25 protein-coding genes, 1 tRNA gene and 3 pseudogenes are annotated in these 22,995 nt (G+C 66.1%); 17 read left to right on the top strand and 12 right to left on the bottom strand.

The annotated features are described in order from the left end of the window. Window positions 1-58: 58 nt before the first annotated feature. The 7 genes from lpdA to mdh all read right to left on the bottom strand — a co-directional run bounded on the left by lpdA (window position 59) and on the right by mdh (window position 9,828). Window positions 59-1,447, bottom strand: coding sequence for a dihydrolipoyl dehydrogenase (gene lpdA / locus FG154_RS08225; protein WP_145106453.1), 1,389 nt, complete (start codon window positions 1,445-1,447; stop codon window positions 59-61). Between the two features lie 113 nt (window positions 1,448-1,560). Then, window positions 1,561-1,956, bottom strand: a complete 396-nt coding sequence (locus tag FG154_RS08220; RefSeq protein ID WP_145106451.1) for an MAPEG family protein — start codon at window positions 1,954-1,956, stop codon at window positions 1,561-1,563. Between the two features lie 54 nt (window positions 1,957-2,010). Further along, window positions 2,011-3,531, bottom strand: coding sequence for a 2-oxoglutarate dehydrogenase complex dihydrolipoyllysine-residue succinyltransferase (gene odhB, locus FG154_RS08215; RefSeq protein WP_145106449.1), 1,521 nt, complete (start codon window positions 3,529-3,531; stop codon window positions 2,011-2,013). A gap of 2 nt (window positions 3,532-3,533) precedes the next feature. Then, window positions 3,534-6,497, bottom strand: coding sequence for a 2-oxoglutarate dehydrogenase E1 component (locus FG154_RS08210; protein WP_186312316.1), 2,964 nt, complete (start codon window positions 6,495-6,497; stop codon window positions 3,534-3,536). A gap of 55 nt (window positions 6,498-6,552) precedes the next feature. After that, window positions 6,553-7,437, bottom strand: a complete 885-nt coding sequence (gene sucD, locus FG154_RS08205) for a succinate--CoA ligase subunit alpha (RefSeq protein ID WP_145106443.1) — start codon at window positions 7,435-7,437, stop codon at window positions 6,553-6,555. Window positions 7,438-7,441: 4 nt separating this feature from the next. Continuing rightward, window positions 7,442-8,635: an ADP-forming succinate--CoA ligase subunit beta gene (gene sucC / locus FG154_RS08200; RefSeq protein ID WP_145106441.1), complete on the bottom strand. Its 1,194-nt coding sequence runs from the start codon at window positions 8,633-8,635 to the stop codon at window positions 7,442-7,444. A 230-nt stretch (window positions 8,636-8,865) separates the two neighbouring features. Continuing rightward, window positions 8,866-9,828, bottom strand: a complete 963-nt coding sequence (gene mdh, locus FG154_RS08195) for a malate dehydrogenase (protein ID WP_145106439.1) — start codon at window positions 9,826-9,828, stop codon at window positions 8,866-8,868. 202 nt (window positions 9,829-10,030) lie between these two features. On the opposite strand from mdh, the pseudogene FG154_RS08190 reads away from it, so the two are divergent. The 11 genes and pseudogenes from FG154_RS08190 to FG154_RS08140 form a co-directional block, all read left to right on the top strand. Then, window positions 10,031-10,765, top strand: a pseudogene (locus FG154_RS08190) (sulfite exporter TauE/SafE family protein); the annotation flags it as partial. Between the two features lie 89 nt (window positions 10,766-10,854). Beyond that, window positions 10,855-11,712: a (3S)-malyl-CoA thioesterase gene (locus tag FG154_RS08185; RefSeq protein ID WP_145106436.1), complete on the top strand. Its 858-nt coding sequence runs from the start codon at window positions 10,855-10,857 to the stop codon at window positions 11,710-11,712. A gap of 8 nt (window positions 11,713-11,720) precedes the next feature. Beyond that, the gene (locus FG154_RS08180) at window positions 11,721-12,275 is read left to right on the top strand and encodes an NnrU family protein (protein ID WP_145106434.1); all 555 of its coding nucleotides are present in this window, start codon (window positions 11,721-11,723) and stop codon (window positions 12,273-12,275) included. Beyond that, window positions 12,272-12,475 carry a DUF1737 domain-containing protein gene (locus FG154_RS08175; RefSeq protein WP_145106432.1) on the top strand — a complete coding sequence of 68 codons (204 nt, stop codon included), beginning with the start codon at window positions 12,272-12,274 and terminating at the stop codon, window positions 12,473-12,475. Before FG154_RS08180 ends, FG154_RS08175 begins: the two co-directional genes overlap by 4 nt. Then, on the top strand, window positions 12,476-13,507 hold the full coding sequence (locus tag FG154_RS08170) for a MaoC family dehydratase (RefSeq protein WP_145106429.1): 1,032 nt from the start codon (window positions 12,476-12,478) through the stop codon (window positions 13,505-13,507). A 214-nt stretch (window positions 13,508-13,721) separates the two neighbouring features. After that, window positions 13,722-14,105: a succinate dehydrogenase, cytochrome b556 subunit gene (sdhC, locus tag FG154_RS08165; protein WP_145106427.1), complete on the top strand. Its 384-nt coding sequence runs from the start codon at window positions 13,722-13,724 to the stop codon at window positions 14,103-14,105. Window positions 14,106-14,116: 11 nt separating this feature from the next. Then, on the top strand, window positions 14,117-14,488 hold the full coding sequence (locus FG154_RS08160) for a succinate dehydrogenase, hydrophobic membrane anchor protein (RefSeq protein ID WP_145106425.1): 372 nt from the start codon (window positions 14,117-14,119) through the stop codon (window positions 14,486-14,488). 11 nt (window positions 14,489-14,499) lie between these two features. Beyond that, window positions 14,500-16,302, top strand: a complete 1,803-nt coding sequence (sdhA, locus tag FG154_RS08155; protein ID WP_145106423.1) for a succinate dehydrogenase flavoprotein subunit — start codon at window positions 14,500-14,502, stop codon at window positions 16,300-16,302. Further along, a complete protein-coding gene (locus FG154_RS08150; protein ID WP_145106420.1) occupies window positions 16,302-16,622 on the top strand; it encodes a hypothetical protein in 321 nt (106 codons plus the stop codon). Before sdhA ends, FG154_RS08150 begins: the two co-directional genes overlap by 1 nt. A gap of 3 nt (window positions 16,623-16,625) precedes the next feature. Continuing rightward, a complete protein-coding gene (locus FG154_RS08145; protein ID WP_145106417.1) occupies window positions 16,626-16,898 on the top strand; it encodes a hypothetical protein in 273 nt (90 codons plus the stop codon). 18 nt (window positions 16,899-16,916) lie between these two features. Then, window positions 16,917-17,693: a succinate dehydrogenase iron-sulfur subunit gene (locus FG154_RS08140; RefSeq protein WP_145106415.1), complete on the top strand. Its 777-nt coding sequence runs from the start codon at window positions 16,917-16,919 to the stop codon at window positions 17,691-17,693. A 51-nt stretch (window positions 17,694-17,744) separates the two neighbouring features. On the opposite strand, the gene FG154_RS08135 is transcribed toward FG154_RS08140, so the two are convergent. The 3 genes from FG154_RS08135 to FG154_RS08125 form a co-directional block, all read right to left on the bottom strand. Then, complete coding sequence (locus FG154_RS08135; RefSeq protein WP_246100173.1) at window positions 17,745-18,047, bottom strand: hypothetical protein; 303 nt, start codon at window positions 18,045-18,047, stop codon at window positions 17,745-17,747. A gap of 154 nt (window positions 18,048-18,201) precedes the next feature. Continuing rightward, window positions 18,202-18,852, bottom strand: a complete 651-nt coding sequence (locus FG154_RS08130) for a GntR family transcriptional regulator (RefSeq protein ID WP_011907161.1) — start codon at window positions 18,850-18,852, stop codon at window positions 18,202-18,204. Window positions 18,853-18,884: 32 nt separating this feature from the next. Further along, window positions 18,885-19,571 (bottom strand): M48 family metallopeptidase, encoded by a 687-nt coding sequence (locus FG154_RS08125; protein WP_145106411.1) that lies wholly within the window; start codon window positions 19,569-19,571, stop codon window positions 18,885-18,887. A 157-nt stretch (window positions 19,572-19,728) separates the two neighbouring features. Here FG154_RS08125 and FG154_RS08120 point away from each other — a divergent pair, with 157 nt between their 5' ends. Then, on the top strand, window positions 19,729-20,064 hold the full coding sequence (locus FG154_RS08120) for a TIGR02300 family protein (RefSeq protein WP_145106409.1): 336 nt from the start codon (window positions 19,729-19,731) through the stop codon (window positions 20,062-20,064). Window positions 20,065-20,182: 118 nt separating this feature from the next. Then, window positions 20,183-20,258, top strand: a tRNA-Ala gene (locus FG154_RS08115). A 70-nt stretch (window positions 20,259-20,328) separates the two neighbouring features. On the opposite strand, the pseudogene FG154_RS08110 reads toward FG154_RS08115, so the two are convergent. After that, window positions 20,329-20,947 (bottom strand): annotated as a pseudogene (locus FG154_RS08110) (integrase core domain-containing protein); the annotation flags it as partial. An 84-nt stretch (window positions 20,948-21,031) separates the two neighbouring features. Here FG154_RS08110 and FG154_RS08105 point away from each other — a divergent pair. From FG154_RS08105 to FG154_RS08090, 4 genes and pseudogenes are all read left to right on the top strand, one after another. Further along, window positions 21,032-21,334: pseudogene (locus FG154_RS08105) on the top strand (IS110 family transposase); the annotation flags it as partial. Between the two features lie 137 nt (window positions 21,335-21,471). Beyond that, window positions 21,472-21,738, top strand: a complete 267-nt coding sequence (locus FG154_RS08100) for a DUF2190 family protein (RefSeq protein ID WP_342779059.1) — start codon at window positions 21,472-21,474, stop codon at window positions 21,736-21,738. 207 nt (window positions 21,739-21,945) lie between these two features. Next, window positions 21,946-22,203 carry a type II toxin-antitoxin system Phd/YefM family antitoxin gene (locus FG154_RS08095; protein WP_145106406.1) on the top strand — a complete coding sequence of 86 codons (258 nt, stop codon included), beginning with the start codon at window positions 21,946-21,948 and terminating at the stop codon, window positions 22,201-22,203. After that, window positions 22,200-22,601, top strand: a complete 402-nt coding sequence (locus tag FG154_RS08090) for a type II toxin-antitoxin system VapC family toxin (protein WP_145106404.1) — start codon at window positions 22,200-22,202, stop codon at window positions 22,599-22,601. Before FG154_RS08095 ends, FG154_RS08090 begins: the two co-directional genes overlap by 4 nt. On the opposite strand, the gene FG154_RS08085 is transcribed toward FG154_RS08090, so the two are convergent. After that, window positions 22,598-22,918 (bottom strand): DUF6998 domain-containing protein, encoded by a 321-nt coding sequence (locus FG154_RS08085; RefSeq protein ID WP_145106402.1) that lies wholly within the window; start codon window positions 22,916-22,918, stop codon window positions 22,598-22,600. The genes FG154_RS08090 and FG154_RS08085 overlap by 4 nt on opposite strands. Window positions 22,919-22,995: the final 77 nt, after the last annotated feature.

The following is a 22,995-nucleotide window of genomic DNA, read 5'->3' as shown; positions in this document are numbered from 1 at the left end:
ACCGCAATCGGAAGCCCGGAGGGGCCGCATGGCCCCTCCCGACGATCACTCAGGCCGATCAGGCGTGGATCGCGCCGTCGCCGCAAGCCAGGGCCGCCTCGCGGACGGCCTCGGACCAGGTCGGGTGGGCGTGGCATGTCAGCGCAAGATCCTGCGACGAGGCGCCGAACTCCATCGCCACGCAGACCTCGTGGATCAGGTCGCCCGCGGCCGGGCCGATGATGTGGCAGCCGAGGATGCGGTCGGTCTCCTTGTCGGCCAGCAGCTTCACAAAGCCCTCGGCCTGGAAGACCGCCTTGGCGCGCGCGTTGCCCATGAAGGGGAACTTGCCGACCTTGTAGGCGCGGCCCGCCTCCTTCAGCATCTCCTCGGTCTGGCCGACGCTCGCGACCTCGGGGGTGGTGTAGATCACGCCCGGGATCACGCCGTAGTTCACATGGCCATGCTTGCCGGCGAGGATCTCGGCCACCGCCATGCCCTCATCCTCGGCCTTGTGGGCCAGCATGGCTCCCGGCACGCAGTCGCCGATGGCGTAGAGGCCCAGAACGTTGGTGCGGAAATGGTCGTCGATCTTGACCATGCCACGCGGCAGCATCTCGACGCCGAGCGCCTCGAGCCCCAGCCCCTCGGTGAAGGGTTTGCGCCCGGTGGCGACGAGCACCGTGTCGGCGGTGAGGCTCGCGTCCTTGCCGTCCTTGTTGGCCTTCCAGGTCACCGTGGCCTTGCCGTCCTGCACCGTGACGCCCTGCACCGCAGCGCCGAGCACGAACTCGAGCCCCTGCTTGGCGAGGATGCGCTGGAAGGCCTTGATGACTTCGCCATCCGCGCCGGGAATGACCTTGTCCATGTATTCGACGACCGTCACCTTGGCACCAAGCCGGGCATAGACCGAGCCGAGTTCCAGCCCGATCACCCCCGCGCCGATCACCACCATCGTCTCGGGGATCCTGTCGAGGCTGAGGGCGCCGGTCGAGGTGACGACGATCTTCTCGTCCACCCCGACACCCGGCAGGCTTGCAGGCTCGGAGCCGGTGGCGATCACGATGGACTTCGCCTCGTGGATCTCGTCGCCGACCTTCACCTTGCCCGGCTCGGGGATCGAGCCCCAGCCCTTGAGCCAAGTGATCTTGTTCTTCTTGAACAGGAACTCGATGCCCTTGGTGTTGCCGTCCACCACATCCTGCTTGTAGGCCTGCATCTTCGGCCAGTCCACGGTGGGATGGCCGCCCATCAGGCCCATCTTCTCGAAGTTCTCGTGGACTTCGTGCAGGTTGTGGGTGGCGTGCAGCAGCGCCTTCGAGGGGATGCAGCCCACGTTGAGGCAGGTGCCGCCCAGCGTGTCGCGGCCCTCGACCACGGCGGTCTTCAGCCCGAGCTGCGCGCAGCGGATGGCGGAGACATAGCCGCCGGGGCCCGCGCCGATGATGATGACGTCGTAAGTTGCCATTGTGGCCTCCGGGTTGCGAGCGCCCTGCGGGTCCGCGAGGGGAGAGGCGGGGGGCTGTCTGCCCCCCGTGCCCCCCGAGGATATTTGGACAGAGTGAAGGGGCGCGGAAAGGGTCAGACGAGCGCGGCGAGGAGCATCGCCACGGTGGCGGTGAAGCCTGTGGCCCAGATGGCCGAGCGCCAGGGGCGCCAGCCGAGCACATAGGCCGGGATGTAGAGGATGCGGGCGGCGAGGTAGATCCAGGCCATCGCGGCGGTGAAGCCGGTGGACTGGCCGCCGAGCGTGACGACGACCACCGCGAGCGTGAAGAGGATCAGCCCCTCGAAATGGTTGTTCAGGGCGCGCTGAAGCCTGCCCGGCACGGTGGAGAGCGGCTGGTTCGGCGGCTCGTCCCGCGGGCCGGTCGTCCATTTGTAGCCGAGCTCCATGTTGGCGAGGAGCGCGAAGGGAAGGAAAGTCAGGGCCTGCAGGAGGCCGGCCAGGCAGAGAACGGTGAGTTCGGCGGTCATCATGGTCCCCGGAGACGGGAGGGCCCCGGGACGGTCCCGGGGCCCACGCGGGTATCAGAGGTCGAGCAGCAGGCGGCGCGGATCTTCCAGCGCCTCCTTGACGCGGACGAGGAAGGTCACCGCGCCCTTGCCATCGACGATACGGTGGTCGTAGCTGAGCGCGAGATACATCATCGGGCGGATGACGATCTGGCCCTTTTCCACCACCGGCCGGTCCTGGATCTTGTGCATGCCGAGGATGCCCGACTGCGGCGGGTTCAGGATCGGCGAGGACATGAGCGAGCCATAGACGCCGCCGTTCGAGATGGTGAAGCTGCCGCCCTGCATCTCGGCCATCGACAGCTTGCCGTCGCGCGCCCGCAGGCCCAGTTCCGCGATCTTCTTCTCGATCTGGGCAAAGCCCATCTGGTCGGCGTCGCGCACCACCGGCACCACGAGGCCCGAGGGCGTGCCCACCGCCACGCCCATGTGGACGTAGTTCTTGTAGACGATGTCGGTGCCGTCGATCTCGGCGTTGACCTCGGGCACTTCCTTGAGCGCGTGGCAGCAGGCTTTCACGAAGAAGGACATGAAGCCCATCTTCGTGCCGTGCTTCTTCTCGAACTGGTCCTTGTATTCGTTGCGCAGCGCCATGACGCCCGACATGTCCACCTCGTTGTAGGTGGTCAGCATGGCGGCGGTGTTCTGCGCCTCCTTCAGGCGGCGGGCGATGGTCTGGCGCAGGCGGGTCATCTTGACGCGCTCTTCGCGGGCCGCATCATCGGCCGGGACCGGCTGGCGCGGCAGCGAAGGTTGCGGCGCGGGCGCCGGGGCCTGAGCCTGCGAGGCACCCGCGACCGCACGGGCCACATCGTCCTTCATGATCCGGCCATCCCGGCCGGTGCCCTGCACCGCATCGGGCGAAAGGCCGGCCTCGGCCATCGCCTTCTTGGCGGCCGGAGCATCCTCGACGTCCTTCTTCGCGGCCTTGGCGGGGGCGGCCTCGGCCTTTGGTGCCTCGGCCTTCGGCGCGGCGGCCACGCCCTTGCCGTCGGACGAGATCAGCGCGAGGCGCGAGCCCGCGGCGACGGTCGTGCCCTCGGTCACGAGGATCTCGGCCAGCACGCCCGCGGCGGGCGCCGGCACCTCGACCGACACCTTGTCGGTCTCGAGCTCGCAGAGCATCTCGTCCTGCGCCACCGTGTCGCCCGGCTTCTTGAACCAGGTGGACACGGTCGCCTCGGACACCGATTCGCCAAGGGCAGGCACCATCACGTCGATCATCTTGCTCTCTCCCGCGCCGGCCTGTGCCTCGGCGCCCCCATGAGTCCTTGCCGGGGCCGGTTCGTCGCCGGCCTCCGCTGCTCCGATCTGCGCCAGAAGGGCCGAAACCGCAACCGTCGTCCCCTCGGGGGCGACGATCTCGGTCAGGCGACCCGCGACGGGCGCGTGAACCTCGACCGTCACCTTGTCGGTCTCCAGCTCGCAGAGCATCTCGTCGGCGGCCACACGGTCGCCCGGCTTCTTGAACCAGGTGGCGACCGTCGCCTCCGAGACGCTTTCTCCCAGCGTCGGAACCCTTACTTCCGTTCCCATCCTCAGCTCCCGATCGTCAGCGCGTCGTTCACCAGCGCCTCCTGCTCGGCCTTGTGGCGGCTGGCCAGGCCCGTGGCGGGCGAAGCCGAGGCCGCGCGGCCGGCATAGTGGGCGCGGTGGTGCCTGGCGCCGATCCGCGTCAGCACCCATTCGAGGTTCGGCTCGACAAAGGTCCAGCCGCCCTGGTTCTTCGGCTCTTCCTGGCACCAGACGATGTCAGCCTCCTTGAAGCGGCCCAGCTCCTTCACGAGGCTCAGCGCCGGGAAGGGGTAGAACTGCTCGAGCCGCAGGAGGTAGATGTCGTCGATGCCCCGCTTGTCGCGCTCGGCCAGCAGGTCGTAATAGACCTTGCCCGAGCAGATCACCACGCGCCGGATCTCGGCGTCGGGCTTCAGGACCGTCTCGGAGTGGCCCTTCTGCGCGTCGTCCCACAGCACCCGGTGGAAGCCCGATCCGGTGGTGAAATCCTCGGCGTTCGAGACGCAGAGCGGATGGCGCAGAAGCGACTTCGGCGTCATCAGGATCAGCGGCTTGCGGAAGTTGCGGTGAATTTGCCGGCGCAGGATGTGGAAGTAGTTCGCCGGCGTCGAGCAGTTTGCCACGATCCAGTTGTCGTTGGCCGACATCTGAAGGAAGCGTTCAAGGCGCGCCGAGGAATGCTCGGGGCCCTGCCCCTCGAAGCCGTGCGGCAACAGCACCACAAGGCCCGACATGCGCAGCCACTTCGACTCGCCCGAGTTGATGAACTGGTCGAACATGATCTGGGCGCCGTTGGCGAAGTCGCCGAACTGGGCCTCCCACATCACCAGCGCGTTGGGCTCGGCCAGCGAATAGCCATACTCGAAGCCGAGCACGGCATATTCCGACAGCATCGAGTCGATCACCTCATACCGCGCCTGGCCCGAACGGATGTTGTTCAGCGGGTAGTAGCGTTCCTCGGTCGACTGGTTGATGAAGGCCGAGTGCCGCTGGCTGAAGGTGCCGCGGGTGCAGTCCTGCCCCGAGAGGCGCACCGGGTAACCTTCAACCACGAACGAACCGAAGGCCAGCGCCTCGCCCGTCGCCCAGTCGAAGCCCTTCCCGGTCTCGAACATCTGCTTCTTGGCCTCGAGCTGGCGGCCGACCGTCTTGTGCAGGTCGAACCCTTCGGGCACGCGCGTCAGCGCCTGACCGATCTCCTGCAGCGTCTCGGTCGAGATCGAGGTGCGGCCCGGCTGGTATTCGTCGCCATGCCGGTCGATGTGCTTCCAGCGGCCGTCCAGCCAGTCGGCCTTGTTCGGCTTGAAGTCCTTGCCGGCCTCGAACTCCTCGTTGAGGCGGGCCTGAAAGGCGGCCTTCATGTCCTCGATCTCGCCCTCGGGGATGAGGCCGTCCTGCACCAGACGCTCGGTATAAAGCTGGAGCGTCGTCTTGTGCTTCTTGATCGAGGTGTACATCGCCGGGTTGGTGAACATGGGCTCGTCGCCCTCGTTGTGACCGAAGCGGCGGTAGCAGAAGATGTCGATGACGACATCCTTGTGGAACTTCTGCCGGAACTCGGTCGCCACCTTCGCCGCATGAACCACGGCTTCGGGATCGTCGCCGTTGACGTGGAAGATCGGCGCCTCGACCATCAGCGCGATGTCGGTGGGGTAGGGCGACGAGCGCGAGAAGGACGGCGCGGTGGTGAAACCGATCTGGTTGTTCACGACGATATGAATCGTGCCGCCGGTGCGGTGCCCGACAAGACCCGACAGGCCGAAGCATTCGGCCACGACGCCTTGCCCGGCAAAGGCCGCGTCGCCGTGCAGCAGGATCGGCAGGACCGTGTGGCGCGTCTTGTCGCCCGCCTGCTCCTGCTTGGCGCGGACCTTGCCCAGAACGACCGGGTTCACCGCCTCGAGGTGGCTGGGGTTCGCGGTCAGCGACAGGTGAACGGTGTTGCCGTCGAACTCGCGGTCGGACGAGGCGCCGAGGTGGTATTTCACGTCGCCCGAACCATCGACATCCTCGGGCTTGAAGCTGCCGCCCTGGAATTCGTTGAAGATGGCGCGGTAGGGCTTGGCCATCACGTTGGCCAGGACCGAGAGGCGGCCGCGGTGCGGCATGCCGATCACGATCTCTTTGACGCCCAGCGCGCCGCCGCGCTTGATGATCTGCTCCATCGCGGGGATCAGGCTTTCGCCACCGTCCAGGCCGAACCGCTTGGTGCCCATGTACTTCACATGGAGGAACTTCTCGAAGCCCTCGGCCTCGACCATCTTGTTGAGGATCGCGCGGCGGCCCTCACGGGTGAAGTGGATCTCCTTGCCGTAGCCCTCGATCCGCTCCTTGAGCCAAGCCGCCTGTTCAGGATCGGAAATATGCATGTACTGCAGAGCGAAAGTGCCGCAGTAGGTGCGCTTGACCATGTCCACGATCTGTCGCATCGAAGCGACCTGAAGACCGAGCACGTTGTCGATGAAGATCGGCCGGTCCATGTCCGCTTCGGTGAAGCCGTAGGACTTGGGATCGAGTTCGGGGTGGTTCGAGGTGTTGCGCATCCCGAGCGGATCGAGATCGGCGGCCAGATGCCCGCGGATCCGGTAGGCCCGGATGATCATCAGCGCCCGGATCGAGTCGAGAACGGCGCGTTGCACCTGCGCGTCGGACAGGCTTACGCCCTTCTCGGCGGCCTTGGCGGCGATCTTCTGACCGGCGGTGCGGGCTTCCTTCGGCGCGGCTGCGGGCCATTCGCCGGTAAGCGCCGCGGTCAGATCGTCGGCCGGCGTGGGGGGCCAGTCCGTGCGCGCCCAGCTGGGCCCGTGCGCCTGACGCTTGGCGTCGAGTTCGCTGTCGCCCAGCGAACGGAACAACTCCGCCCAGCCTGCATCCACCGATGCGGGATCTTCGGCATAACGTGCCTGCAACTGGTCAATATACTCGGCATTCTGCCCCTGGAGGAAACTCGAGGCGTGGAACTGCGCGTTCGGAGACTGTTCCGTCATGGCTGCACCTGACATCTGAATGGGTCCGCACCAACATGGCGCGGACCCGAAGGTATTATTTGCCGAGCGCCTGCATCACGGCCTCGCCCAGATGGGCCGGGCTGTCGGCCACGACGATGCCCGCGCTCTTCATCGCTTCGATCTTGGATTCCGCGTCGCCCTTGCCGCCCGAGACGATGGCACCCGCGTGGCCCATCCGGCGGCCCGGAGGGGCCGTGCGGCCGGCGATAAAGCCCGCCGTGGGCTTCCAGCGGCCACGCTTCTTCTCGTCGGCGAGGAACTGCGCCGCTTCCTCTTCGGCCGAGCCACCGATCTCGCCGATCATGATGATCGAGGTGGTTTCCGGGTCCGCGAGGAACATCTCGAGCACGTCAATGTGCTCGGTGCCCTTGATCGGGTCACCGCCGATGCCCACGGCCGAAGACTGGCCGAGCCCGAGATCCGTCGTCTGTTTCACGGCCTCATAGGTAAGCGTCCCCGAGCGCGAGACAACACCGACCGAGCCGCGCTTGTGGATGTGGCCCGGCATGATGCCGATCTTGCAGGCGCCGGGGGTGATGACGCCGGGGCAGTTCGGCCCGATCAGGCGCGACTTCGACCCTTCGAGCGCGCGCTTGACCTTCATCATGTCGAGCACCGGGATGCCCTCGGTGATGCAGACGATCAGCTCCATCTCGGCGTCGATCGCCTCGAGGATCGAGTCGGCCGCGAAGGGCGGCGGCACATAGATCACGCTGGCGTTGGCGCCGGTGACGTCGCGCGCCTCGAAGACCGAGTTGAAGACCGGCAGGCCCAGATGCTCGGTGCCGCCCTTTCCGGGGGTCACGCCGCCGACCATCTGCGTGCCGTAGGCGATCGCCTGCTCGGTGTGGAAGGTGCCCTGGCTGCCGGTGATGCCCTGGCAGATGACTTTGGTGTTTTCGTTGACGAGAACGGCCATCGGATTACCCCTTCACCGCTTTGACGATCTTCTGAGCGGCGTCCGACAGATTGTCGCCCGCAATGACATTCAGGCCGGAGTTCGCGATGATCTCCTTGCCCTTCTCGACGTTGGTGCCCTCAAGGCGCACGACCAGCGGAACCTGCAGGCCCACTTCCTTCACGGCGGCGATGATGCCTTCCGCGATGATGTCGCAGCGCATGATGCCGCCGAAGATGTTGACCAGAATGCCCTTCACGTTCGGGTCCGAGGTGATGATCTTGAAGGCTTCCGTCACCTTCTCCTTCGTGGCGCCGCCGCCCACGTCGAGGAAGTTCGCAGGCTCCGCGCCGTAGAGCTTGATGATGTCCATCGTGGCCATCGCGAGGCCCGCGCCGTTCACCATGCAGCCGATCTCGCCGTCGAGCGCGATGTAGTTCAGGTCGAACTTCGAGGCGGCGAGTTCCTTCGGGTCTTCCTCGGTCTCGTCGCGCAGCGCCATGATGTCGGGCTGGCGGTAGAGGGCGTTGTTGTCGAAGCCCACTTTGGCGTCGAGCACCTTCAGGTTGCCGTCGGTCATCACGATCAGCGGGTTGATCTCGAGCATCTCCATGTCCTTCTCGACGAAGGCGCGGTAGAGGTTCTTGACCAGCGCGACGCACTGCTTGACCTGCGCGCCTTCCAGCCCGAGGGCGAAGGCCACGCGGCGGCCGTGGAAGTCCGACAGGCCCGAGGCCGGATCGACCGAGAAGGACACGATCTTCTCGGGCGTCGAGGCGGCCACTTCCTCGATGTCCATCCCGCCTTCGGTCGAGACCACGAACGAGATGCGCGAGGTGCCGCGGTCCACCAGCAGCGCGAGATAGAGTTCGCGCGCGATGTCCGAGCCTTCCTCGATGTAGATGCGGTTGACCTGCTTGCCCGAGGCGCCGGTCTGGTGCGTGACCAGCGTGCGGCCGAGCATCTGCCTGGCCAGTTCGGCGGCCTCGCCCACCGACTTCGCCAGACGGACGCCGCCCTTCTCGCCGGCCTCCGGCTCCTTGAACTTGCCCTTGCCGCGGCCGCCGGCGTGGATCTGCGCCTTGACGACCCAGAGCGGCCCGCCAAGCTCGCCCGCGGCGGACTTGGCTTCGTCGGCTTTCAGGACGACCCGGCCGTCGGACACCGGCGCGCCGTAGCTGCGCAGGAGCGCCTTCGCCTGGTATTCATGGATGTTCATTGAACTGTCCCATCGCTGATGATTTGCGGCGTGATGCCACAGAAACGAGCGTGTTCAAAACGGGTTTTGCGCTACCAAGGGGTTTTCCGCGCAAAAAGAAAGCTTTGTGATCACAGGCCGGAAAGGCGTGATCACAAGGCTCGGGGATGCTGCCCCGCGGCATCTGGCGCGACATGAAAAAGGGCGCGCCAGCGGTCTGGCGCGCCCCATGCGTTGTGCTTTGCGGCGACTCAGGCCAGCGACGGCTCGATGCCCTTGCAGGCCGCGACAAGGCCCTTCACCGCATCGACCGACTTGTCGAACATCGCCTGCTCGTCCGCGTTCAGCTTGATGTCCACAACCTTCTCGATGCCGCCCGCACCGATGATGGTGGGCACACCGACATACATGCCGTTCAGGCCAAAGGCGCCATCGACCCAGGCCGCGCAGGGCAGCAGGCGCTTCTGGTCCTTGAGGTAGGCTTCCGCCATCTCGATCGCCGAGGTCGCCGGCGCGTAGTAGGCCGAGCCGGTCTTCAGCAGGCCCACGATCTCGGCGCCGCCGTCGCGGGTGCGCTGCACGATCTGGTCGAGCTTCTCCTGCGAGGTCCAGCCCATCTGCACGAGGTCGGGCAGCGGGATGCCGGCCACGGTCGAGTAGCGGACGAGCGGCACCATCGTGTCGCCGTGGCCGCCCAGCACGAAGGCCGTCACGTCGCGCATCGAGACGTTGAACTCGACCGACAGGAAGTGGCGGAAGCGCGCCGAGTCGAGCACGCCGGCCATGCCGACCACCTTCTCCGGCGGCAGGCCCGAGAACTGCTGCAGCGCCCAGACCATCGCGTCGAGCGGGTTGGTGATGCAGATCACGAAGGCGTTCGGCGCGTGGGCCTTGATGCCCTCGCCGACCGACTTCATGACCTTGAGGTTGATGCCGATCAGGTCGTCGCGGCTCATGCCCGGCTTGCGCGGTACGCCGGCGGTGACGATGCAGACGTCGGCGCCCGCGATGTCCTCGTAGCTGTTGGCGCCCTTCATCACGGCGTCGAAGCCTTCCGACGGGCCCGACTGCGCGATGTCCAGAGCCTTGCCCTGAGGGGTGCCCTCGGCGATGTCGAACAGGACGACGTCGCCCAGTTCCTTGATCGCGGCGAGATGAGCGAGCGTGCCGCCGATCTGCCCCGCACCGATCAGCGCAATCTTGGGTCTGGCCATGAGTGGATCTCCCGTGAGGAATTGTCGCGGCGATGGGTAGACCTTCACATTCTTGCGCGCAAGCCTCGTGCAGCGGCGCGGAAGCCCCTTCGGCTGTTTCTCCGCAGATGTTTGCGCTAAAGCAGCCCCCGGGCTCCGGCGCGGCGGCGGGATGCGGTATCCAGTCGCATACCGGAGCGGCCGGGATGATTCGGAGAGGTGAATGGAGGGCTTCGGCTTCTGGGCTCTGGCGGTGACCGCCTCGGTTCTCGTGGGCATGAGCAAGGGCGGCCTGCCGGTGGTGGGGATCATGAGCGTGCCGCTGCTGGCGCTGGTGATCTCGCCCGTGACGGCGGCGGGGCTTCTGCTGCCGATCTATGTCGTCTCGGACATGTTCGGGCTTTATGCCTACCGGCACGAGTTCGACGCGCGGGTGCTGAAGATCCTGATCCCCGGCGCCACGGTGGGCGTCGTGATCGGCTGGCTTACGGCAAGCGTCGTGCCCGAGACGGTTGTCGGAGGGCTCGTGGGCCTCATTGGCGCGGCCTTCGCGACGAACCTGCTGCTCCGCCGCACCGATCCGCCGGCCAAGGTGGCCAGGGTCACGCCCGGCCTCGTCTGGGGCACGGCAACCGGCTTCACGAGTTTCGTGAGCCACGCGGGCGCGCCGCCCTATCAGGTCTATGTCCTGCCGCTGAAGATGCCCAAGACGGTCTTTGCCGGCACCTCCACGATCCTCTTTGCCTACATCAACGCCATCAAGCTGATCCCCTATGCGGCGCTCGGTCAGCTTTCGGTGGCGAACCTGCGGGTGGCGGCGTGGCTCATGCTGCCCGCGGCGCTCTCGGTCTTCGTGGGATACCGGCTGGTGCGGATCGTGCCTCAGGCGCTCTTCTTCCGCATTGTGATCTGGGCGCTGCTCCTGATTTCCCTGCGGCTGATCTGGCAGGCCGTCGCCCGATTTCTGCGTCGCGGCAAAAGAGGTCTTGCCGGATATGCCGCAAATGTGCTCCCAAGCGAAAGATTGTTGCTTGAAGGAGAATCGTCATGGCGCATCAGGCTCATCCCTTCCGCTCCGTGCTCTATATCCCCGGCTCGAAGGAGCGGGCGCTGGAGAAGGCGCAGGGCCTTGCCGCCGACGCGATCATCTTCGACCTCGAGGATGCCGTGGCGCATGACGAGAAGATCCACGCGCGCGACCTGCTGAAGAAGACGCTGGAGACCGCCGACTATGGCCGGCGCATCCGCATCGTGCGGGTGAACGGAATGGATACGGAATGGGGCCGCGACGACGTGGCGGCCTTTGCGGGCTCGAAGGCGGACGTGATCCTGATCCCCAAGGTCTCGTCGGCGGCGGATGTGCAGGCGGTGGCCGACCTCATCCCCGACGTGCCGCTCTGGGCGATGATGGAGACGGCGCTGGGGATGCTGAACGCGGCCGAGATCGCCGCCCATCCGCGCCTGACCGGCATGGTGATGGGCACGAACGACCTCGCCAAGGAACTGACCAGCCGCTTCCGGCCCGACCGCCTCGCGCTGCAGACCGGCCTCGGCCTCTGCCTGCTGGCCGCGCGCGCGCATGGGCTGACCATCGTCGATGGCGTCTACAACGCCTTCAAGGACGAGGACGGCCTGCGCGCGGAATGCGAGCAGGGCCGCGACATGGGCTTTGACGGCAAGACGCTGATCCATCCCGCGCAGCTCGAGATTGCCAACGAGGTCTTCTCGCCGTCGTCGGCCGAGATCGAGCTGGCCAACCGCCAGATCGCCGCCTTCGAAGAGGCAGAACGCCACGGGCAAGGCGTCGCCGTGGTGGATGGCAAGATCGTCGAGAACCTGCATATCGTGACGGCGCGGCAGACTCTGGCCAAGGCCGAGGCGATTGCCGCGTTCAGGGCAAGCTGAGGGACGATATGCTTCTGTTGATTTGCGGGGTCGCGCTGTGGTCGGCGGCCCATCTGTTCAAGCGCGTGGCGCCGGGGCTGCGCGCGCCGCTGGGCAATGCCGGCAAGGGCGTTGCCGCGCTTCTGCTGGTCGCGTCGGTGGTGATGATGGTGGTGGGCTACCGTCAGGCCGACTTCATCTCGATCTACACGCCCCTGCCGGGCATGGGCCACGCCAACAACCTGCTGATGCTGTTCGCGCTGATCATCTTCGGCGCCGGCATGGCCAAGGGCTGGCTCTGGACGAAGATCCGCCACCCGATGCTCTATGGCTTCGCGCTCTGGGCCTTCGCCCACCTGCTGGTGAACGGCGACGTGGCCTCGCTGATCCTGTTCGGCGGCCTCGGCGCCTGGGCGGTGGCCGAGGTGGTGCTGATCAACAAGCAGACCGACTGGGTGCGCCCCGTCTCGGGCGGGCCGAAACGCGATCTGGCGCTTATCGGCGTCGTTCTGGTGATGTACGGGCTGATCGCCCTCGTCCATATCTGGACGGGCCACAACCCCTTTGCCGGAACCTACGCATGAAACTCTACCGCTTCCTGACCGAAGACGACACCTCGGCCTTCTGCCACAAGGTGACCGCGGCCCTGAACAAGGGCTGGCACCTGCATGGCGCGCCCACCTATGCCTTTGATGCGGCGAGGGGCGTGATGCGCTGCGGTCAGGCGGTGGTGAAGGATGTTCCGGGCACCTACACGCCCGAGACCAAGCTGGGAGACCACTGAATGAAGACCAACGCGGGCCGTTTCTTCGAGGATTACCGTCTGGGCGAGACCATTGCCCATGCCGTGCCGCGCACCGTCTCGGGCGGTGAGCGGGCGCTCTATCACGCGCTTTATCCGGCGCGTCATGCGCTTTGCTCCTCGGACGAATTTGCCCGCGCCTGCGGCCTTCCCGCCGCGCCGGTCGATGATCTGGTGGCCTTCCATCTGGTGTTCGGCAAGACGGTGCCCGACATCAGCCTGAACGCCGTGGCGAACCTCGGCTATGCCGAGGGGCGCTGGCTGAAGCCGGTCTTTCCGGGCGACACCTTGCGCTCGGAAAGCACCGTCATCGGGCTGAAGGAGAACTCGAACGGCAAGTCCGGCGTGGTCTATGTCCGCACCCGCGGCCTGAACCAGCACGGGTACACCGTGCTGGAGTATGTCCGCTGGGTGATGGTAAGAAAGCGCGACGAGGCGGCGCCGGCGCCCGAAGCCAGCGTCCCGACCCTCTCCCAGGCGGTTCCGGCGGCGGACCTTGTGGTGCCGGAGGGGCTGGACTTCTCGCGCTACGATTTCACTCTTGCGGGCGAGCCGCACCGCTGGGGCGACTACGCCATCGGCGAGACGATCGACCATGTGGACGGCGTGACGATCGAAGAGAGCGAGCACATGCTCGCCACCCGGCTCTGGCAGAACACGGCCAAGGTCCATTTCGACGCCACCAACCGCCCCGACGGCCTGCGGCTGATCTACGGCGGCCATGTGATCTCGATGGCGCGTGCGCTCTCGTTCAACGGGCTCGCCAATGCGCAGATGATCGTGGCGCTGAACGCGGGCGCCCATGCCAACCCCTGCTTCGCCGGCGACACGGTGCGGGCCTGGTCAGAAGTTCTGGACAAGGCCGAGACCTCCGCCCCCGGAGTGGGTGCGCTGAGACTGCGACTCGTGGCGGTCAAACATGGGGCAGAGCCCTTCAGGCTTCGGGATGAGGCCGGCAAATACCAGCCCGGCGTTCTGCTTGATCTCGACTACTGGGCGCTCGTCCCCTGCTGAGCGCCACCGGGCGGAGGTGCCCGGAATGATTGCGCAAACATGTGATCACGCCCCCGTTTTTTGTGATCACATGGTGGTTTTTTTTTGATGCGAGCCTGATTTTGAAGCACGGGGGAAGCACCGCCCCCGTGACTCGGACGAAAAAACCGCTATTGAGTGACACCAGCGAGACAGCCGCCCCTTCCGGCGGGGCCGGCCAGCGAAAGGCAACGACATGGCTGAAACGAAGCGGGTCGAGCGGCCCCTTTCCCCCCATCTCCAGATCTACCGGGTGCAGCTGACCTCCACGACCTCGATCTTCACCCGCATCACCGGGAACGGTCTGATCGTCGGCACGATGCTGGTGACCTGGTGGCTGCTGGCCGCCGCCCTCGGCCCCGAGCAGTTCGCCACCGCCGACGCGGTGCTGACCTCGTGGTTCGGAGACATCGTTCTGCTGCTGTCGGTCTGGGCACTGTGGTATCACTACCTTGCGGGGCTACGGCACCTCTACTGGGACACCGGCAAGGGGCTCGAGATCGCCACCGCCGAGAAGCTCGGCTGGGCCTGCATCGGCGGCTCGCTGATCCTGACCCTGCTCACCGTCATCATCATCTGAAGGGGCACCCGATGCGTTTCATCACCGCCCGCAAGCGCGCCGAGGGCATGGGCGCCGCCCACCACGGCACCGACCGCCACTGGTACATGATCGTCTCGGCGGTGGGTCTCGCGGTCCTGATCCCGATCTTCGTCTATGTCGTCGGCAATGCCATCGGCGAAAGCCGTGAGCGCGTGCTCGAGATCTTCTCGCATCCGTTCAACGCGATCCTGTCGGGGCTGGTGCTGTTCTTCGGCATGCGCCACTTCGCCGAAGGCTCGACCATGATGATCGAGGACTACTGGCAGGGCGTGCCGCGCCGCCTGCTGGTGATCTGCGCGCAATCCTTCGCCTATGGCGTGGCGGCGATCGGGCTGTTCGCCCTCGCCAAGATCGCCCTCTGAGGACCTGACTGATGGCTGCTTACACGTACGAGACGCACGACTATGACGTCGTGGTGGTGGGCGCCGGTGGCGCCGGCCTCCGCGCGACGCTGGGGATGGCCGAGCAGGGCCTGCGCACGGCCTGCGTCACCAAGGTTTTCCCGACCCGCAGCCACACGGTGGCCGCGCAGGGCGGCATCGCCGCCAGCCTCGCCAACATGGGCCCGGACAACTGGCAGTGGCACATGTACGACACCGTGAAGGGGTCGGACTGGCTGGGCGACACCGACGCGATGGAATATCTCGCGCGGGAGGCCCCCAAGGCGGTCTATGAACTCGAGCACTACGGCGTGCCCTTCTCGCGCACCGAGGAAGGCAAGATCTACCAGCGCCCGTTCGGCGGCCACACGACCCAGTTCGGCGAAGGCCCGCCGGTGCAGCGCACCTGCGCCGCGGCGGACCGGACCGGCCACGCGATCCTGCACACGCTCTATGGCCAGTCGGTCAAGAACAACGCCGAGTTCTTCATCGAATATTTCGCGCTGGATCTCATCATCCAGGACGGCCGCTGCACCGGCGTCGTCGCCTGGCGGCTGGAAGACGGCACGATCCACGTCTTCAACGCCAAGCTCACGGTTCTGGCGACCGGCGGCTACGGCCGCGCCTATTTCTCGGCCACCTCCGCCCATACCTGCACCGGCGACGGCGGCGGGATGGTGGCGCGGGCCGGCCTGCCGCTGCAGGACATGGAGTTCGTGCAATTCCACCCGACCGGCATCTACGGCTCGGGCTGCCTGATCACCGAGGGCGCGCGCGGCGAGGGCGGCTACCTCACGAACTCGAACGGCGAGCGGTTCATGGAGCGTTACGCTCCGACCTACAAGGATCTGGCCAGCCGTGACGTGGTCAGCCGCTGCATGACGCTGGAGATCCGCGAAGGCCGCGGCGTGGGCGAGCATGGCGACCACATCCACCTGCACCTGAACCACCTTCCGCCCGAGACGCTGGCGCTGCGCCTGCCGGGCATCTCGGAGTCGGCGAAAATCTTCGCCGGGGTGGACGTTCACAAGGAACCGATCCCGGTGCTGCCGACCGTGCACTACAACATGGGCGGCATTCCCACGAACTACTGGGGCGAGGTGCTCGCCCCGACCGCGGACGATCCCGACCGGGTCTTCCCGGGCCTGATGGCGGTGGGTGAGGCCGGCTGCGCCTCGGTCCATGGTGCGAACCGGCTGGGCTCGAACTCGCTGATCGACCTCGTGGTGTTCGGCCGGGCCGCCGCGATCCGCGCGGGCCAGATCGTGAAACCGCACGAGTTCCACGCCGATGTGCCCAAGGCCCAGGTGGACGAGATCCTCGGCCGGTTCGACGATCTGCGCCACGCCAACGGCGCCATCCCGACCGCCGACCTGCGGCTCGAGATGCAGCGCACCATGCAGGCCGACGCCGCCGTGTTCCGCACCGACAAGACGCTGGCCGAAGGTGTCGAGAAGATGAAGGGGATCGCGGCCAAGGTCTCGGACCTCAAGGTCACCGACCGCAGCCTCATCTGGAACTCGGACCTGATGGAGACGCTCGAGCTGACCAACCTGATGCCGAACGCGCTGGCCACGATCGTGGCGGCCGAGGCGCGGAAGGAAAGCCGCGGGGCCCACGCCCACGAGGACTGGCCGAACCGCGACGACGAGAACTGGCGCGTCCACAGCCTCGCCACGGTGAAGGGCAACGAGGTCACGCTCGCCTCCCGGCCGGTCCATCTCGAGCCGCTGACCAAACAGTCCGAAGGCGGGATCGACCTGAAGAAGATCGCGCCCAAGGCGCGGGTCTATTGATGCGGGGCGCGGCTCTCGCCTCCTGCGCCCTCGCGCTCGCCGCCTGCAGCCCGCAGTCGGTGGCCGACAGCGTGGCGCGGCAGACCGCGCGGACCGTCGTGCTGCCGGTGGTGGAGCAATACATGCCCGGCCCCGCCGCGCAGGGGGTCACCACCTGCATCATCGACAATGCCTCGGCGCAGGAACTGAGCGCCCTGTCCCGCGACGTCGGCGTCCGCGCCGGCACGACGACAGTGCAGAACGTGGTGACGATCGCCACCCGGCCGGAAACGATCCGGTGCCTCCAGACGAGCGGCCTGCCGCTTCTGCCCGCGGTCTAGGCCATGCGAACGCCGCTGCTGCTCGTCCTTCTTCTCGCCGCCTGCGGACCCGTCACGGTCGAGCAGGCCGAGAGAGCCTGTGCCGAGCGTGCGCGCCTTGCCGAGGCCCCGCGCGGGTCGGTCGGGGTGGGCGCCGGCAGCGGCGGCATGGTCAGCAACATCGAGCTGACCGTGACCTCGGACTACCTCATGGGCCGGGACCCCTCGGCCATCTACGACGCCTGCGTCTATCAGAAATCCGGCCAGCCCCCGACGCGGCCGCTCTACTCCCGCTAAGACCGGAAGGGATGAACCATGGTCCAGCTCACGCTCCCCAAGAACTCCAAGGTCCGCACCGGCAAGACCTGGCCGAAGCCCGAGGGCAGGAACGTCCGCAAGTTCATGATCTATCGCTGGGATCCCGACACCGGCGAGAACCCGCGGGTGGACACCTACTTCCTCGACATGGACAAGTGCGGCCCGATGGTTCTGGACGCGCTGATCAAGATCAAGAACGAGGTTGATCCGACGCTGACCTTCCGCCGCTCGTGCCGCGAGGGGATCTGCGGCTCGTGCGCGATGAACATCGACGGGATCAACACGCTCGCCTGCATCTACGGCCTCGACGAGGTCAAGGGCGACGTGAAGATCTATCCCCTGCCGCACCTGCCGGTCATCAAGGACCTGATCCCCGACCTGTCGCTGTTCTACGCGCAGCATGCCTCGATCATGCCTTGGCTCGAGACCAAGACGGTCGAGCCCGCGAAAGAGTGGCGCCAGTCGGTCGAGGACCGGGCCAAGCTCGACGGGCTCTATGAATGTGTCATGTGCGCCTGCTGCTCGACCTCGTGCCCGAGCTACTGGTGGAACGGTGACCGTTACCTTGGGCCCGCGGCGCTGCTGCACGCCTACCGCTGGATCGTGGACAGCCGCGACGAAGCGACGCCCGAACGGCTCGACATGCTGGAAGACCCCTTCAAGCTCTACCGCTGCCACACCATCATGAACTGCGCAAAGACCTGCCCCAAGGGCCTCAACCCGGCCAAGGCGATCGCCGAGATCAAGAAGATGATGGTCGAGCGCGTCATCTGACATCCGCGGCGCCCGAGAGGGCGCCGTTCGCCTTTCCGGTGGCCCAGGTCGCTAGTGCAGCGTGTGTCGGGCCATCACTTCGTAGGTGGCGGCGTTCGGGCAGAAGCCGCAGTCGGCGGGCGCCAGCCGGTCGGCTTCGGCCAGACGGCACTGGCAGAGCCGCGTGCTGCCGCAGTGCCGGCACACCTCCAGCAGTTCCAGGTAATCGGCATAGGCGTGCTGGACTTCAACCGGGTCCAGTCCGAAGACCTGCGCCATCTGCAGCAGGCGGTCACCCACATGCTCGGGCATGCGCACGAACTGCTCCATCTGCCAGCGCGTGATGCCCAGATCCTCCAGATCGCGGTCAGTCATCGCGTGAACTTCCTGAAGCCGGTGCCAACGGTCGAAAAGAGCGCGAACTCGGTCCAGCATGGCTATTCCCCTTGGGTCTGATCCATTTCATCGACCCACGAGTATCCTTTTAACCGCGCGCAAAACATGATCCTGGTCAAATAATATGACCAGTTCAGCCGATGAGGTGTCGCAGCCCCTGCGTCACATCCATGCGGACGGCCAGTCGCAGCCCCGGCTCATCCCCCGCCCGCAGCGCGGCAAGGATGCTGCGATGATGCTGCGGAGGCTCGTTCCTCCGCAGCCGTCCATAGAGCGCGCGCATCGTCGGGCCGAGTTGCAGCCAGACGGTCTCGGCCATCGCGAGCATCGCAGGCGCCTGGGCCCGGAGGTAGAGCGTCCGGTGGAACTCGAGGTTGGTGCGGATGTAGGCCACGGCATCGCCCTTCACGACCGCCTCGGCATTGGCGGCGTTGATGGCGGCCAGCCGGTCGAGCAGCGCGAAATGGGCGCGCGGAAGGGCGCGCGCCGCGAGTTCCGGTTCGAGCAGGGCCCGGATCGCCGCCAGCTCTTCGATTCGCTCCGGGCTGGGGTCGGGCGTCGCCACCCGTCCTGACGATGAGAGCGACAGGGCACCTTCGGCCACGAGCCGCCGGACGGCCTCGCGCGCGGGGGTCATCGAGACCTCGAAACTGCGCGCGAGACCGCGCAGCGTGAGGGCCTGCCCGGGCGACAGCTCGCCATGCATCACCTGTGCCCTCAGGGCACGATAAAGCCGCTCATGGGCGGCGGCGGTCAGGTCTGAGGGGCGCGTCTGGGTCGGCATGTGCGCGAGCAAGCACTCCTGCCCGCCCGCGGTCAATCCCCGAAGCGGAAGCCGTGCAGCGCCTGCCCGTGCCGCCGCAGCCAGAGGCGGTGCGGCCCATAGTCGGGCATGAGCCGCGAGACCTCGGCCCAGAAGGCGGGCGAGTGATTCATCTGCGCCAGATGCGCCACCTCATGCGCCGACACATAGTCGAGAATCGGCGGCGGCGCGAGGATCAGCCGCCACGAGAACATCAGGCAGCCGTCATGCGTGCACGACCCCCAGCGCGACCGCGTGTCGCGCAAGGTGAGGCGCATGTAGGAGCGTCCGAGCATGCGGGCATGGCGGTCGCAGGTCGCCGCAAGCCGCTCGCGCGCCAGCGCCTTGAGGTAGGCCGCAAGCCGCACCGGCACCAGTCCGGGATCGCCGGGCACAAGGATCGAATCATCCTCGATGCGCACAGAGCGCCCCGTCCCGGAGCGGACCAGAAGCTGCCGCCCCTCGACCGGCAGAAGCGTCTCCAGCCCGACCGTCGCCGTCCGTGGCACGTCCAGCAGGGCGCGGCGGATCCAGCCCTCCTGATCGCGTGCAAAGGCCAGCGCCTCGGCCTCCCTCGCCCGTGCAGGAACGGTCAGGGTGACACGCCCGTCAAGCCGCGACACTCGCAGCGAAAAGCGCCGAGCCTGCGCCGAGCGGCGCAGCGTGACCTCGACCGGGGGGGAACCGGGCAGAACGGGCATCGAGATCTCCTTCCGGCGGTCAGACTACCGGGCCATCGGCGCAAGAAAAAGCGGGGAAAATTCGCCGGAACCTGCGGGTGGAAAGGCTTTGACAGTCCCGGGGGCTTGTGGCATGGCTCCCCAATTCTGCAGCAGACAGCCTTGCAAGGGGATCACCATGCCCAAGGAAGAATGGGGCACGAAGCGTGTCTGCCCGACGACGGGCAAGCGCTTCTACGACCTCAACCGCACACCCGTCGTCAGCCCCTACACCGGCGAGGTCGTGGATATCGAAAGCGCGCGCCGCAAGGCCGTGGCGGCCGTCATCTCGCGTGTCGCGCCCGAGAAGGACGACGAACTGCTCGTGGACGACATCGACGGCGATGATGACCTGCTCGACGCCGAAGCGACGGAAGACACGGATGTCGATGACGACCTGCTCGAGGATGATTCGGACGACAACGTGTCGCTCGACGAGCTGGCCGACGTGGCCGGCGACGACGAGGAAGGTTGAGAGCAGCGGAAGGCGATTTTTCCTCTTGCGCCTTCCGTCGTGAGACACTAGACAGCCCGAGCGAACCGGAAGCGGATCGCACAGCCCAAGCGGATCGGAAACGGTCCGCACCTCCGGTGGGGTCATAGCTCAGTTGGGAGAGCGCTTGAATGGCATTCAAGAGGTCGGCGGTTCGATCCCGCCTGGCTCCACCAAACCGCACCTAGCGTCGAAAAATCCGCTAACATCTTGAACGAAAAGGTGATTTTATCGGTTCGACAACCCTCAGTGCGGTTGTACCGCAAGCGCTCCACGAAAGCGAGTCTGAGCACCGTTCTCTTGAGTGCAAAACTCGCTTTTTGAATATGTTCCAAGGGTTTGAGAGGAAGGCGAGTGGGGCCGCGCGGTGTTGTAGTCGGTGACCCAGGCCGCAATGAGATCGCGGGCATGGGCGAGGTTGCGGAACAGCGTCTCGTTCAAGAACTCGTCCCGCATCCTACCGTTGAAGCTTTCGACAAAGCCGTTCTGCATCGGCTTTCCGGGCGCGATGTAATGCCATTCGACCTTATGCTCGGCGCACCACTTCAGGATCGCGTTTGAGGTCAGTTCCGTCCCATTGTCGCTGACGATCATCCCGGGCTTGCCGCGGCGTTCGATCAGCGCGGTCAGCTCCCGCGCCACGCGGCGGCCTGAGATGGAAGTGTCAGGGATCGCGGCGAGGCATTCGCGCGTGACGTCATCCACCACGTTCAGCACCCGGAAGCGCCGCCCCCAGGCGAACTGGTCATGCATGAAGTCGAGCGACCAGCGCGCATTGGCCCGCGCTTCGATCAGGATCGGGGGCCCTTGTGCCAATGGCCTTGCGGCGTGCTTTGCGCTTACGCACCGTTAACCCTTCTTCGCGGTTGGGGTGCGCTGATCGGGCTTTGCGCCAGACGGCGACGTTGGGACCCTGTCCTGCATCGCAACCGATCAAGGAGCTCATGCCATGGAGTTTTTCGTGGGTCTTGATGTGTCGCTCGACGAGACGCACATCTGCGTCGTCGACGAAGGCGGCCGCATCGTCAAGGAGACACGCGCTGCGAGCGAGCCGAAGGCGATTTCCAAGGCTATCCGGCACCAGGGCCGGCGCATCGAGCATGTCGGCCTCGAAGCCGGAAACCTTTCCCAGTGGCTCCACGAGGGGCTCGTCCGTGAGGGGTTCTCTGTCTCGGTGATGGAGGCGCGTCACGTCCGAGCGGCCTTCGCCGCGATGCGCGTCAAGACCGATCGCCATGAAGCCCGCGGCATCGCCCAGCTCGTGCGCCTCGGCTGGTTCAAGCGCGTACACGTGAAGTCTCTGACCGCCCAAGGAAATGAAGAACTTCATCGCCAATGGCGAAACCATCAACATCACCGCGGCGGCCGTCATCGCCTCCGGCCGGGGGGGTGCTGGTCGGCAGCATCTTCGGCGTGGCCGAGGGTGCCGCGGCAATCGGCGAAACCGCGGTCATCCGGCTTGTGGGCGTATTCTCGCTGCCGAAGGCGCCCTCGCAGGCCTGGACGGTCGGTCAGACGATCTATTGGGACGCGGCGAACAGCCGGACCACCAACGTTCTGACCGGCAACACCCGGATCGGCATCGCGACGCAGGCGGTGGCGGGCGGCGCGGGCGATACCACCGGTATCGTGCGCCTGAACGGGGGCGCGACCTGAGATGTCGGCCTTCGCCAACGCCACGGCCGCCCTCTTCCGCGATCCGAACCTCGCGCAGGATGCGCAGTGGCGATCCGGTGGACCTTGATGGGTTGGCGCGGGATGCGACGGCACGGCTGCCGGGAGCGATCCTGGGGACGTGGAAGGGGTGACGGCTTGATTTGGTCCATATGATAGTCCATATTATGGACATCACTGGAGGCCGCCATGCAGATTTCCATCACCGAGGCCAAGGGCCATCTGACCGAACTCGTGCGCCGCGCCGAGGCGGGAGATGAAGTTGTGCTGACACGGCATGGCAAAGCAGCCGTCAGGCTGGTTCCCGTCGTCCCTGCGGTGACACGCGATCGCCGCCGCGCGGTCATGGAAGCTGCCCAGCGCAGCGCCATGTCAAAGATCACGGCTGGGGCGAGTGCCGCCCGCAGCCAGGACTTCCTCTATGATGACGATGGCCTGCCGAAGTGATCGCGGTTGATACCTCGGTCTTGATGGCAATCCTTCTGGGTGAGCCCGACGCCGACATCGTGATGCAGGTTCTCGATGAAGCGGAAGCCCTGTGCATTTCGGCGGGAACGCTCGCCGAGGCCATGATCGTCGCCGATCGCCGCTCGGTGGGCGCCGAAATGCAGCAGCTGATCGAAGGACTGGGCATTGAAGTTGTCACCGTGACACAGTCAGGGGCCGATGCCGTAGCGGCCGCCTACCGGACCTGGGGAAAAGGCATCCATCCAGCTGGGCTGAATTTCGGAGATTGTTTTGCCTATGGGCTGGCGGCGGGACGAAACTGCCCTCTTCTTTTCGTCGGGGACGATTTCGGCAAGACCGATGTGAGGCTTGCCTCACCGCGCCGCGACGAACCCTAATCTGGCAACTGACGCCCAATCATCGGCAATCGGTCACCGTCGCTGAGCGCCTGGTTCAACGCAAAAAGCCGGGATCTGGAAACCAGGCGTTGGCCGGTCCACGATGCTGGCAACGTCGCGATCACCGGATGCTCGGGCCCGTTGTAGAAAACGGTGCCCTTGCAGCGGTCGAAATTGAGATCGAAGAAGAGGAGATGATCTGCCCGGGCTTCCACCGGGCGAAATGCTGGCCCCAGACCACGGCCAGTCGCCTTCACCTGCACCGTCTTTCCGCAAGGGCTGCGACCATCAATGCTTGGATGAGACTTGCTGCTCACCGTAAGCGGCGTCTCCGCCCCATTGTGAACTGGCCCCCGTTTCGACCGGACACTTGGGCATAACCATGGAGGCTCAG

Origin of the sequence: Cereibacter sediminicola (assembly GCF_007668225.1) — a bacterium.
Lineage (GTDB): Bacteria > Pseudomonadota > Alphaproteobacteria > Rhodobacterales > Rhodobacteraceae > Cereibacter_A > Cereibacter_A azotoformans.
The sequence above is the reverse complement of the archived record's forward strand: the minus strand, read 5'-3'. Positions and strand labels throughout refer to the sequence as shown.